12 protein-coding genes are annotated in these 13,413 nt (G+C 43.9%); 9 read left to right on the forward strand and 3 right to left on the reverse strand.

The features are described 5' to 3' along the window. Positions 1–556: 556 nt before the first annotated feature. Both RMX98_RS14525 and prfC read right to left on the reverse strand, forming a co-directional pair. Positions 557–2,824, reverse strand: coding sequence for a M48 family metalloprotease (locus RMX98_RS14525; RefSeq protein WP_322681069.1), 2,268 nt, complete (start codon positions 2,822–2,824; stop codon positions 557–559). Between the two features lie 195 nt (positions 2,825–3,019). Next, positions 3,020–4,648, reverse strand: a complete 1,629-nt coding sequence (gene prfC, locus RMX98_RS14530; RefSeq protein WP_322681070.1) for a peptide chain release factor 3 — start codon at positions 4,646–4,648, stop codon at positions 3,020–3,022. A gap of 124 nt (positions 4,649–4,772) precedes the next feature. Here prfC and RMX98_RS14535 point away from each other — a divergent pair, with 124 nt between their 5' ends. The 9 genes from RMX98_RS14535 (at position 4,773) to RMX98_RS14575 (ending at position 12,504) form a co-directional block, all read left to right on the forward strand. Beyond that, positions 4,773–5,132 (forward strand): DUF4870 domain-containing protein, encoded by a 360-nt coding sequence (locus tag RMX98_RS14535; protein WP_099100362.1) that lies wholly within the window; start codon positions 4,773–4,775, stop codon positions 5,130–5,132. Between the two features lie 348 nt (positions 5,133–5,480). Continuing rightward, positions 5,481–6,461: a porphobilinogen synthase gene (gene hemB / locus RMX98_RS14540; protein ID WP_322681071.1), complete on the forward strand. Its 981-nt coding sequence runs from the start codon at positions 5,481–5,483 to the stop codon at positions 6,459–6,461. A 428-nt stretch (positions 6,462–6,889) separates the two neighbouring features. Continuing rightward, entirely contained in the window at positions 6,890–7,144 is a 255-nt protein-coding gene (locus RMX98_RS14545; protein WP_292745472.1) for a hypothetical protein, read from the forward strand. Then, the gene (locus tag RMX98_RS14550; RefSeq protein WP_322681073.1) at positions 7,141–7,557 is read left to right on the forward strand and encodes a type II toxin-antitoxin system VapC family toxin; all 417 of its coding nucleotides are present in this window, start codon (positions 7,141–7,143) and stop codon (positions 7,555–7,557) included. Before RMX98_RS14545 ends, RMX98_RS14550 begins: the two co-directional genes overlap by 4 nt. A 188-nt stretch (positions 7,558–7,745) precedes the next feature. Then, on the forward strand, positions 7,746–8,729 hold the full coding sequence (locus tag RMX98_RS14555) for an alpha-ketoacid dehydrogenase subunit beta (protein ID WP_190892814.1): 984 nt from the start codon (positions 7,746–7,748) through the stop codon (positions 8,727–8,729). Positions 8,730–8,933: 204 nt separating this feature from the next. Continuing rightward, positions 8,934–10,346: a protein translocase subunit SecD gene (secD, locus tag RMX98_RS14560; protein ID WP_322681131.1), complete on the forward strand. Its 1,413-nt coding sequence runs from the start codon at positions 8,934–8,936 to the stop codon at positions 10,344–10,346. Beyond that, positions 10,343–11,332, forward strand: coding sequence for a protein translocase subunit SecF (gene secF / locus RMX98_RS14565; protein ID WP_322681074.1), 990 nt, complete (start codon positions 10,343–10,345; stop codon positions 11,330–11,332). Before secD ends, secF begins: the two co-directional genes overlap by 4 nt. A 72-nt stretch (positions 11,333–11,404) precedes the next feature. Next, positions 11,405–11,818 (forward strand): hypothetical protein, encoded by a 414-nt coding sequence (locus tag RMX98_RS14570; protein WP_322681075.1) that lies wholly within the window; start codon positions 11,405–11,407, stop codon positions 11,816–11,818. 191 nt (positions 11,819–12,009) lie between these two features. Beyond that, positions 12,010–12,504 (forward strand): GNAT family N-acetyltransferase, encoded by a 495-nt coding sequence (locus RMX98_RS14575; protein ID WP_322681076.1) that lies wholly within the window; start codon positions 12,010–12,012, stop codon positions 12,502–12,504. Here RMX98_RS14575 and RMX98_RS14580 read toward each other — a convergent pair. Further along, positions 12,446–13,387 (reverse strand): HAMP domain-containing sensor histidine kinase, encoded by a 942-nt coding sequence (locus RMX98_RS14580; RefSeq protein ID WP_322681077.1) that lies wholly within the window; start codon positions 13,385–13,387, stop codon positions 12,446–12,448. The genes RMX98_RS14575 and RMX98_RS14580 overlap by 59 nt on opposite strands. Positions 13,388–13,413: the final 26 nt, after the last annotated feature.

The following is a 13,413-nucleotide window of genomic DNA, read 5'->3' on the forward strand; positions in this document are numbered from 1 at the left end:
GATGCTATTGACCAAGACTGCCATAAACCAATTTTTTTGCTCGAAACTATCAACCTATACAACAATACAGTTTTTCGTCGGGATCAAGCTTGTTTAATCCAAATGCCCACACTATGGTGAGCTAATAACACCTTAATTCTAAGAATTGTAAATTTAATAGCCTAGTGCCTGCTAAAGTACACGCTTTCTTCTATGCCCTTTTTCGCAGAATCAAATACCATTCCTTACATTACCACGGTATTTTCTACGTAGCTAGTTTAGCGCATACATTTCCGACGTTAGTATTACTGCATCGTAACATAAAACACATTTTTTTATTCAAGTGGGCATATTTTGAAACAAAAACCAGCCAGTGGCTGGTTAATTTGCTGCTGTGTTGGGAGGATAAAAGGTATGGAGCGGGGAAAAAAGCATCCGAATTCACAACTAAGCTGTACTGCTGAGTTACAATGTCGGCTGCTCTTGTTTGTGTGAATAAATGTAACACTTGTAAAGAAAACCTGCAACTTTTGTTTACATGACAATTTGTCTTTTGATAATACCCAATGCCCAATGATTAACCAGTAAGAAAAACGTATGCGCCCCAAGCCTGTGCTGCAACTGCCAAAAAAGTAGACCAAATGGGATGAGGGCTATGAATGGTTTTACCACTTTGAGTTTCTAAGGTTTGGATATCGATCCAAGGTGTTGCTCCTCGCCGGAACCAACCTGTGACAATAATTTGCCGACCAATTAGATCCTGGTGATTAACTGACTGTCCTAGCCAAGAAATGTGGTGTAATTTCACTAAACCAGCGCTGGATTGGAAGATTAAATCTTGCGCTAGGGAGTTGCTAGTGCCTTGACGACCTAATAGTTTGCCCACCAGACGCACGCTGATGCTGTCAATGGGTAAAGCAGAAGGGTCAGATAACAGATGGGGTAAGCTGTCATCAGTTTGCACCGTGGCAGGTTTAATATCGGGAAAGAAAGAATTAATCCGCATCACTGTACCGATGCTAAAGCCAATTAGAAGGCAGCCTGTAATGAAAGACCAATCTTCATATATCCACTTTAGATGTAAAAACTTGAGTGCGAATGCTAGTTGCCAGGTTAGCCAGACTAAAGCTGCAAACATAATCCCTAGAGGAATTCCCAACCAGGGAGCGATTTGTAATAAGAAAGACTGACGCTTAACCTTTGATGGAACGCTAGCAAAATGTAGTTCGGTGTCTAGATGCCAGTGACGGGCTATTTGGCAAAGGCGTCCGATGCGATCGCCCATTAAAGGGTGACTATTATTAATCGTAAACCATTGGCGATAGGGATTGGCTGTATCCCAGTTCAAAAAGGATTCAAAAGATAGATTACTGGCAATAGTACCTAAAGATAAACTCTGTTGGTAACTAACTGGTGTCAGGAGATTTAAGCTTTCTAGTTGCCAACTCGTGTGTTCTTGTTTTTGGATATCAGCTGCAATGCCAATGGCAATTTTGAGTAAAGCGCGAATCAGGGCATTGGGATTACCAGTAATTTCAGATGCGACGCGATCGCTATAATAAAGCCGCAACCGCGACAACCACAATGCAGCCCCAGTTAGGAAACACCAAACTCCATAAATTAGACTGGCCATAATTGTTACCGGCCAGCGCCAAACTTTCGCTGATATTTTGTCTCCCAACTCCGACACTTGCTGATATAGCTTATGAGTTGGTAGTGTCAGCAACAGCAACAAAGACATTACAGCAAAATCCCAGTGAACAATATGTCCTAGCTGCGTCGCGTAAATAGTGGCGATTTCATCATCTGCTAATTGCTCTAATAGCCCTTGACTGACAACAATCCTGGCATTACGTGGTAAACTACCATAAGTCAGGATAATTGGTGCAGTCATTGGTAAAATCCGCAGTTTCGGTAACGGCCACTGCCTCTGTTGGCAACAACGTTGTAGCACCCGAACCGCTTCGCGACTATGAGCATTCAATACATCTTTCGGAAATTCTCGCTGACCATACAAGTTAGCCAGTAGCAGATCCAGCAACCAAGGTGATACTCCGATTAAAATCACCAATACTATTAGCAAGAATTGACTAGGGTCGCCGTATAAAGGCTGCAACGGCTCTACATAAGGTAGTTTGACTAAAGTCTCGTTGATGAATCCCATTGCTAACTTGAGGATTTCTCGCATCACCAAAAACAGGGCGATGAATGTTCCTGCTGACAGTAGCCGTAAGGGAATTAATTTTGGTTTACGTAATGGTTGCCATGCTCTAGCGCGCTGTGCTTGCCGCCAATAAATAACACCGAACAGTTTGGCTTGGGTGCGGGTAACAGAACCCATGAAGCCACTTAGGGGCGCAGGTGGTGGTGGTGGTGGTGGTGTCGCTACTGTAGCCTTGAGTCTAGGTAGTGGCACCATCGGTGGTGTTTCGTTGCTTTTGGTTTCTATGACTTGATCGTTCGGCTTTTCCTCTAATGTCGAAGTTTCCGGGGGAGTTACTGGAGTTGAATTTGGGGTTGAATTCTCAAAGGGAACAAATCCAGTTTCGACATTTTTTGATTCTTGTTCAGGTTTTTTACGTTTTGTCAGGTGTTCGAGAGCGCGTGTTGCCCACTCTTGAACTTGCGGATTGTTACTCTCAATCAGATTTTGGGAAATAGCGATCGCTTTCGGAACTTCGCCAGTGCGAGCATAAGCCATCACTAAACCAACCTGGGCTTGTAAGCTAGCAGTACCGCTTTGACTGGTAGCAATAGGTTCTAGTTGAGCGATCGCTGTTTGGTAATTTCCCTGCTTGAGGGCAACTAAACCAGCCTCCAAAGACGGTTTGGCATGTGAAGGCATACAAATTCTGGCACTCCAATCTCTTCTAAATGATCCACGTTTGTGCAAAAGCGCGAACCTCGGATGCCGTGGAAATCAACCGCGCTCAAGTTTTGCTTGTCTAAGTGAATTAATCGAGTAGGAATTCAGGAGTCAGAAGTCAGAATTCAGTTGAGTCTTCATCTGAATTTTGGATTCTGGATTCTGTATTCTTCTTCATTCCTTCACTGGTTGTTGACTAGAAAATACTGGAGCGATCGCGCTTAATTTTAACTCTGGATGGTCGCCCATTAACTGTTGACAATTCCATTCATTGCGGAATAACAACACTGGTCGTCCCATACTGTCTTTAACTGTAGTGGTATTGAATATTCGTCCCACTTTTTCTAATGCTTCCCAACCACCCTCAACCCAACGGGCGACGCTGTAGGGCAATAAATCTAATATGGTTTCTACACCATACTCATTTTGTAAGCGAAACTGTACTACCTCGAATTGCAACTGACCCACCGCCGCCAAAATTGGATCGCGCTTGGCTTCATCAGTTGAATACATAATTTGCACAGCACCTTCTTCGCGCAATTCCGCAACGCCTTTTTGGAATTGTTTAGACTTGGAGGGGTTGGGATTCCTCAAAGATGCGAACAGTTCCGGCGAGAAATACGGAATCCCCTCATATTCGAGCTTTTGTCCCGTGTAAATTGTATCCCCGATCGCAAAAACACCGGGATTGTTCAAACCGATCACATCGCCAGGATAAGCCACATCAATCGATTCTCGCTCTTGAGCAAAGAGTTTTTGCGGGCGAGATAGACGGATGAGTTTACCAATGCGAGCGTGATTCACCATCATATCTTTTTCAAACTTACCAGTGCAAACCCGGATAAATGCGACGCGATCGCGGTGTTTTGGGTCCATATTCGCTTGCAGCTTGAAGACAAACCCCGAAAATTCCGGGTATGTAGGAGGAACTTCGCCAACACTGCTGACATGAGAACCGGGTTTGAGGGCATAGTCAAGGAAATACTTAAGGAATAACTCTACCCCGAAGTTAGTCATGGCGCTACCAAAGAACACAGGCGTCATTTTCCCTTCGTGTATCAGCTGCAAATCTAACTCTGGCCCAACTCCTTCTAAGAGTTCTAGATCGTTTTTCAGTTGGTAGTAGAGGTTTTCTTCTAGCTGTTCTTCTATTTTTGGATCGCCTAACTCGACTATGGTATCGCGGGCTTCTCGGCTGCCGTGGGCGCTGCGTTCAAACAGGTGAATTTGTTGCTTGTGTCGATCAAAAACACCTTTAAAGCGATCGCCCATCCCAATCGGCCAGTTGACTGCATAGGTTTGCAATCCCAGTTCTTGCTCAATTTCATCCAACAATTCCAGAGGTTCCCTTCCGGGGCGATCGAGCTTGTTGATAAATGTAAAAATTGGGATACCCCGTAACTTACATACTTCAAACAATTTGCGCGTTTGAGGTTCCAAACCCTTTGCCGCATCAATCAACATCACTGCATTATCGGCGGCGGCGAGGGTGCGATAAGTATCTTCACTGAAATCTTGGTGTCCGGGAGTGTCTAATAAATTGATTTGACAATTCTGGTATTCAAATTGCAACACTGTGGAGGTAATAGAAATACCCCGTTGTTGTTCCATCGCCATCCAGTCAGAGGTAGCCTTACGCTGTGCCCGCCGTGCCTTAACCGCACCAGCTTCGTGAATAGCACCTCCGTATAGGAGTAGCTTTTCTGTTAGTGTCGTTTTACCCGCATCGGGGTGAGATATAATCGCAAAGTTGCGGCGAAGTTCAACTGCTTGAATAAGTTCAGACTGAAGTTCAGTAGACATAAGTGTATTTGTTTGTCAGCTAACTTAATTTTTTTTGACTCTAGTAAGTCTTTTAATCTTAAGACAACGATGCTCGTGATAGGGTCGTAATATAACCAACAATCTGACTAAATAGGAGAAAGCAATGTACGACACAGATAAGCGAAAGCTACTATCCGCCTTGTCTCATGGGGCGATTTTTTTCAGTACCACATTGATATCTGTAGGTATACCGATCGCCATCCTGCTTGTATCTGACGATCCTGTTGTTAAAGAAAACGCCAAAGAATCGATCAATTTCCACTTTAATGTCTGGTTTTATGGCGCAATTTTGGGAGCGTTGTTTTTTCTATTCGGTTGGTTAGTATTACCTCTATTATTATTGGGGCCACTAGCAGGTTTGGGATATCTATTACACTGGGGATTAACAATTTGGGCGCTCATTGGAGTTTTCAGTAATCCTGATATACCCTTCCGCTATCCCTATATTTTCCGAGTTTTTTAACACAAATTTATGGGATTAGGCATAGAGCATTGGTAATTGTCAATTATTTACTACCAAGCACAACATTTCATTAAACTTAGTAGCAAATTCTCTGCGTGCCTCTGCGTTTACCTTTGCGCCACTTTGCGTTTAAATTTTTGAATTTCTTCATAATGTTGTTTTTTTTCCAGTCCGTCGGATAGGTGCAACCAAGCTGTAGAATACAAAATTGCCCTACAACTTGATTAAGAGTAGGGCAAAGGACAGTTAAGCACTGTTTGTAGTCTCTCTGACGGCAGGAAAATTTTAGCCTGCTTTTGTGACGCTTTGTTTTGTGTCTATTTGCGTTGTTTTTCTTGATAAAATTTTATGTTTCCTACACATCGCCCCCGTCGTCTGCGTACACATCCCCAATTGCGCCGGATGGTTCGTGAAACTGTTTTAACAACAAGCGATTTAATCTACCCACTATTTGCTGTACCAGGTGAGGGAATCGCTAATGAGGTGAAATCTATGCCTGGAGTCTACCAACTTTCGGTAGATAAAATTGTCGAAGAAGCAAAAGAAGTTTACGACTTAGGAATTCCTTCTATTATTCTATTTGGTATTCCGGCTGATAAAGATGTGGATGCTACTGGCGCTTGGCATGATTGCGGTATCGTCCAAAAAGCAGCGACGGCGGTAAAAGCAGCAGTGCCAGATTTGATTGTAATTGCTGATACTTGTTTATGCGAGTACACAAGTCACGGTCATTGCGGTTATTTACAAACTGGTGATTTAACAGGACGAGTTTTAAATGACCCTACTCTGGAATTGTTGAAAAAAACAGCAGTTTCTCAAGCGAAAGCTGGGGCTGATATCATCGCCCCTTCGGGGATGATGGATGGGTTTGTGCAAGCAATTCGTCAGGGTTTGGATGAAGCCGGATTTCAAGATACACCGATCTTGTCTTATGCTGCTAAGTATGCTTCGGGTTATTATGGCCCATTTAGGGATGCAGCAGACTCGACACCCCAATTTGGAGACAGAAGAACTTACCAAATGGACCCAGGTAATGGCCGCGAAGCGATTAAAGAGATTAAATTGGATATCGCTGAAGGTGCTGATATGCTGATGGTTAAGCCAGCCTTGGCATATATGGATATTATCTGGCGGGTGAAGGAAGCGAGTAATTTACCAGTTGCGGCTTACAATGTTTCCGGTGAGTATGCGATGGTGAAAGCTGCGGCTCTGAATGGTTGGATTGATGAAGAGCGGGTGGTTATGGAAACTTTAACCGGGTTTAAACGGGCTGGTGCAGATTTGATTTTGACTTATCATGCCAAAGATGCGGCGCGATGGTTAAAGTAGGCTAGGTATATTGAATACTAATTTAGTGAGAAATCTCACGCAGAGGCGCGAAGACGCAGAGTTGTGTTTTGGTGTTTGGGCGTGAGATTCTTTTATGACTTACGCAAGAGTTAGGGAATAATGTAGACGCATTAGCGAAGCGGTAGCGACGTTCGCGTAGCGTCTCGCAGAGAAGGAGCGTCAGCGGCTTGCCGCAGGCTACCACAGAGGCGCAGAGAAGCCAGTGCGCTCTTGCGGTTCCCCGACTTGTTCGCTTTTAGCGTTCCCGCTCTTTAGCAACTGGCGCGACACGGAGAAATAGGAGTTTGAGAGATATTTTGCGTAAGTCCTATCTTTATATTTTGGGTTTAGCTGGTGCGAAATTCAAACAAAATTTAACTAATCGGCGTTATACTTGTCATACGTGTATTGCAAGGATGATAAAGGTTATGCTCAGTGTCAGGCTGGATGAAGAAACAGAACGGCAGCTAGCCGATATTTTAGCTCACGAGCAAACGGAAAAGAGTGAATTGATCCGACGCTTGATTGCTGAACGCTGGCTAACCTTACAAGCGGGTAAAACTTTGGTAGAGAGGCGGGGTGGACACCCCGAACATCTGCTACAAGATGCACCAACGGATTTATCGGAACGCTCAAACCGTAAAAAAGCGATCGCTCAATATCTCAACAAGCGGCATTCATGACCTATTATCCGCTTATACTCGCGGATAGCGGGTTTTTGTTTGCGTACTACAGCGCTAAAGATCGGTATCACCAACAGGTGCGTCGTTTTTTTGAAAACTGTACTTCTAGGCTGGTGACTACGCCCATTTGTATTGCAGAAGTAGTGTGGTTGCTCAACTTTGATTGGCGTACACAAAACGAGTTTCTTCTAGATGTTGCTAAACAACTCTACGAGTGTGAGCAACTATTGCTACAAGATTTTTCGCGCATTGCTGAGTTGAATACTCAGTACAGAGATTTACCAGGGGATTTTGCAGATTTATCCTTGATAGTCATTTCGGAACGCTTAGATATTGCTGCCATCGCTACTTTGGACAGTGATTTTGATATTTATCGGCGTTATCGGAAAAAACCTTTTGAGCGGGTGTTTTAGGAATGCGATCGCTCATAAAACCTCTAAAATCTAAATAAAATAGCTTTGATATAGTTATGGCAATTACTCGCTCTATGTTTGGGGCAGTTCGTTTAAAAAACCCAATCTCTAACTCGTGCGATCGCTAACCGTATTTGCGACAGTAGCACGATAAAATTCTAAAACTATAATCGTACTAAAAGGTCTAAATGGCAGAAACACTATTTTTCAACGCCTTACGGGAAGCCATTGATGAAGAAATGGCGCGTGACTCCAGCGTATTCGTCCTCGGTGAAGATGTTGGACACTACGGCGGTTCCTATAAAGTTACCAAAGACCTGTACCAAAAATATGGCGAACTCCGCATTCTAGACACCCCCATTGCCGAAAATAGCTTTACCGGTATGGCAGTGGGAGCAGCAATGACAGGGTTGCGTCCCATCATTGAAGGCATGAATATGGGCTTTTTACTGCTCGCCTTCAACCAAATATCCAATAACGCTGGGATGCTGCGCTATACTTCTGGCGGTAACTTTAAAATTCCGATGGTAATTCGTGGCCCTGGAGGCGTGGGACGGCAGCTAGGTGCAGAACATTCTCAACGACTAGAAACTTACTTCCAAGCTGTGCCAGGGTTGAAGATTGTTGCCTGCTCCACACCAAGAAACGCTAAAGGACTGCTGAAATCCGCTATCCGCGATGATAACCCCGTGTTGTTCTTTGAACACGTTCTGCTTTACAACTTGAAAGAAGATTTACCAGAAGAAGAATACTTGCTCCCTCTGGATAAAGCAGAAATGGTGCGGGAAGGGAAAGATGTCACAATTATTACTTATTCCCGAATGCGGCATCATGTGCTACAAGCCGTGAAAACTCTTGAAAAACAAGGATATGATCCAGAAGTTATCGATTTAATATCTCTCAAACCATTAGATTTTGATACCATTGGGGCATCAGTAAGAAAAACCCATAAAGTCATTGTTGTGGAAGAATCCATGCGAACTGCGGGCATTGGAGCAGAAGTCATTGCTTCAATTAACGATCGCTTATTCGATGAATTGGATGCGCCAGTACTGCGGCTTTCTTCCCAAGATATCCCCACACCTTACAACGGCAATCTGGAACGACTAACAATCATCCAACCAGAGCAAATAGTCGAAGCTGTGGAAAAAATGGTAGCCTTGCGAGTCTAGGGATTAGGGATTGGGAAGAAGGCAGAGGAGCAGGGGAGCAGGGGAGCAGGGGAGCAGTTGCAGTAAGTCTTTCTCCTCTGCCCCTCTGCCCCTCCGCACCTCTGCTTCTTTTCAATGCCCAATGCCCAATCCCCGATCCCCACTCCCCATTCATAACTCCATAAAAGAGCGCTATTATAGCCTTTGTCAGTTGCGAGTTATGGTATGCAAAGACAGCGATCGCTATTAATTTTGATTTTAGTCCTGATAATCGCCGCTATTACGGTGATTGCCACAATTCCGATACCCCTTGGGCTGGACTTACGCGGAGGATCACAGCTCACTATTCAGGTGAAACCATCAGCCGATATTCCCAAAATCACCGAACGAGAATTGGAAGGTGTGAAGAAAGTTGTCGAAGGCCGGATTAATGGTCTGGGTGTTTCTGAACCAGTGATCCAAACAGTCGGCACAGATAAAATATTGGTGCAACTACCAGGAGTTAACGATCCAGAGCAAGCTGAACGAGTGCTAGGGGGTACAGCACAGTTAGAATTTCGTACCCAAAAGCCGAATACAGAAACTCAACTGCTTGCTTTTCAAGCATCAAGAGCCGAATTGAAATTTAAGCAAGAAGAATTAAGAAAGAGTACCGACAAAGCGGCAATTGTCAAGAACCAGGAAGATTTACAGAAAAATAATCAAGCGATCGCAGAATTGTTTGAAAGCACTAATCCACCGCTAATTGGCAAATACCTCAAGGATGCCTATGGTGAACCCACTCAAGGTAACAACTGGAATGTTGCCATTCGCTTCGACCAAAAGGGTGGTGAACTGTTTGCCAATTTGACGAAAAACCTTGCCGGTACTGGGCGTAGCATTGGTGTTTTTCTGGACAATGAATTGATCAGCGCTCCTACTGTGGGGATAGAATTTGCTGCTACTGGTATTACTGGTGGCTCTGCCGTGATTACAGGACGGTTTACCGCCCAACAAGCCAATGATTTAGGCGTGCAGTTACGCGGTGGCGCATTACCCGTACCAGTAGAAATTGCAGAAAGGCGGACAGTCGGTGCAACCTTGGGTAGAGATAGCATTCAAAGCAGTATTTATGCTGGAGTCGGTGGTTTGACTTTAGTATTAATATTCATGGTGGTTTACTATCGATTACCAGGATTGATTGCCGATTTCTCACTAGTGATCTACTCCCTCTTAACTTGGTCAACCTTTGCTTTATTGGGTGTCACCCTAACTTTGCCGGGAATTGCTGGTTTTATTCTCAGTATTGGGATGGCAGTTGATGCCAACGTGCTAATTTTTGAAAGAACACGAGAAGAATTGCGGGCTGGTAAATCTCTGTATCGTTCTGTGGAATCTGGTTTTTATCGGGCATTTTCTAGTATTTTAGATAGCAACGTCACTACATGGATTGCTTGCGCTGCCCTGTTTTGGCTGGGGTCTGGTTTAGTTAAAGGTTTTGCTCTAACCTTAGCTTTGGGGGTTGCTGTGAGTATGTTTACTGCAATTACCTGTAGTCGGACATTGCTGTTTTTGGCAATTTCAATTCACTCCTTGCGGAAGACAGAACTTTTCTGTCCAAACCTGCCAGCATCGAATAAGGCAGAGGTGACTCAATGAAACTAAGTATTAATAAATCGCGATCGCTTTGGTGGAGTATTTCTGCTGCTATCATCATTGCTGGTATCATCTCAATGGTGATTTCTTGGCAACAACCGAGTATTCGTTCCCCCTTACGCCCCGGTTTAGATTTTATCGGTGGTACGCGGTTGCAGTTTGTCCGAGATTGCACCAAACCCGGTAACTGCGACAAACCAATTAATATCAACGCTGTCCGGGAAGTAGCAAAAGCCCAGGGACTCGGTGATAGCAGTATCCAACTTGTCTCAGAAAATGGTGCAGAAAATGGTGTACTAATTCGGTCAAAAGATTTGAGTGTCGATCAGCGTACCAAATTACAAAACGCTTTGAGCGAAGAAATCGGCGCTTTTGACCCACAAAAAAACCAGATTGACTCAGTTGGCCCCACTTTGGGAAAAGAATTATTTACATCCGGGATGTTAGCTCTGGTAGTTTCCTTCATCGGGATTACTGTCTACATGAGCTTCCGCTTCCAGTTAGATTATGCCGTGTTTGCGATCATTGCCCTATTCCACGATATCTTGATCACAGTAGGGGCTTTTTCAATTTTGGGTTTGGTAGCAGGTATCGAAGTAGATAGTCTTTTTATCGTCGCCTTACTTACGATCACAGGTTTCTCAGTCAACGACACAGTAGTGATTTATGATCGCATTCGAGAAACCATTAAAATCCATCCCGAACAGCCGATTGCCGAAATTGTAGATGATGCAGTTAACCAAACCTTGACAAGATCAATCAATACTACCTTAACCGTATTACTGACATTATCTGCGATCTTTCTATTTGGCGGCGAAACACTGAAAAACTTTTCTCTTGCTTTGATTATTGGCTTCACAATGGGAGCTTATTCGAGTATTTTCATCGCTAGTACTCTTCTAACTTGGTGGCGAGAGCGCAGGGGTGAATCTCAGATGGTAGTCAGCGCTGAGTCGATTGATACATCTCCTAGTTCCCAGGATAGTTAAACCTGTGTATATTTCACAATTGGGTGAAAGCATTTTTAATTGCTCACCCACGCCTTGCAATTTTATCCCCCTATGGATCAACCAGAAGAACCATTAAATTCTGTCCCAGACTCGGAGAAATCTGACCCGGCGTTTGCTCAACAAGTACAAAGGTTACATCAGCTAACAGTGTATGGCAGGTGGCTATTTGTGGGCTGTTTATGGCTGACCATTGCGCCTGTTTGTTTGTGGGGTCTACGTTCAGAAATTGCTCTGTGGCAACAATATTTTACCTGGGTGGCAGTGAGATATGGACTGTTCTACCATCCACTGTCTACCTTCGGTCTAGCCTTTTGTGTTGGGATGACTGCTGCTGTTTTAGTTTGGCAAAGTCGGAATATCTTACTCGGACTACCACAGCAGGAAAAACAACGTTTAGAAAAACAAGTTTATCGGATACGTCAGCAGGGGCCAACTCATCCTCTGTGGAAGTGGGTTTGTCATTAATTTTTTTCTCGTTGCATATACATATACACGTACAGCAATTTATAGCAAAATATGACTTAACCATACTAGACATCTGGTGAAAAAGCATGTAGAGAGGTAGCAGTGCTACCTCTCTACAAAATTTTTGGATGATACATTATTTAAATTCGGTCGATGTCTACTAAAGATAGTGCCAAAAATGGATGCCATACATGAACGATCTTCAAATTAAATTTAGCGAACAGCTTTGCTGCGCCAAAGGCGAACGCAAATCTGAAATTGACCTTTACCAACTCCAAGAACTGTTAAACGTTTCCGCTTTTTGGGCAAAGGGACGCAGTATTGAAGATTTAGCTATAGCCATTGCCAACAGTGAGCCAGTGATTTCCGTTTGCCTTCGCGATCGACTCATTGGCTTTGCTAGAGCAACATCTGATGGCATATATCGCGCCACAATTTGGGATGTTGTGATTCATCCAGAGTATCAACATAGTGGGTTGGGAAGCAAGTTAGTAGAAACCGTTTTGAGTCACCCCCGGATGAGGCGGGTTGAGCGAGTTTACCTGATGACTACTCACCAGCAGGGTTTCTACGAAAAGATTGGTTTTAAAGCCAACACCACCACTACGATGGTGCTACACAACCTAACTAACCCTGCTTTCGTTCCTGCGACAGAAGTTCAGCTTCAGGAATCACTAGGGGGATAGAGATTTGTATTCTGGTAAGCTGTTGAGGTGTTTCCTTCACAATGTTCAAGGGCAGAATTTCCAACTTTCCTCCCATAACTTCCACCAGAGTCTGATTGATTAATAGCCTCATTCCTGGCGAAAGAGCAGTGTTCTTTTGGTCAATCTCAGTCAGATGATCTTCAGATTTGAGCAAATCAATCGGCTCGCTCCGGGGTATGGCATGAGTTGGTAAATCCAGCCAAATGTTGACAAAATTATTTGTAGGTAGGGTACTGCTAGAAATACAGATGCTGCCCTCCTCCATCTGAGTAATGGCAGTGTCTATTAAACCGATCAATATTTGGCGGAGCCAGAGGTAATCTGCCAAAACATAAATTTCTGGATCGGCGGGTAACAATTGCAAGGGAAAATTGCGATTTGCCGCCAACATATAAGTTAATTTATGAACCTCTTCCAAAATTTGGGCTAAAGGTCTAGGCTGAATATCTAATTTATTGGTACCATGTTGGGTTCTGGCAACGTTGAGAATTTCATCCATGAGCTTGAGCAACTTCAACGTTCGCTCGTGAGCTTGGGCAATAAATTCTCGCTCCTCAGCTGGATCTTCACACAAATCTGACAAAATTAACTGATGTAAGCCAATCAGACCATTGAGAGGCGATCGCAATTCATGGGTAGTCCGCGCCAAAAAACCAGCTTTAAACAGGCTCATTTCCCTTGCCATCAGGTATGCCAGCTGCGTTTGCTGTAGCTGTTGCGATATTGGTGGCATATCTTCTCGATCTAATGGCGCTACTGGAGATGAGCTAGATAAAACATTTGATGATAGCGCAAATAACTGACGGAAAACCATACCTAGTGCTATTCCTGCTCCTAGATATATCCAGTTGCTCCAATTCATAATCTGGCAATTATTAACTTGTTAAT

Source organism: Nostoc sp. DedQUE02 (assembly GCF_034531035.1).
Taxonomy (GTDB): domain Bacteria; phylum Cyanobacteriota; class Cyanobacteriia; order Cyanobacteriales; family Nostocaceae; genus Nostoc.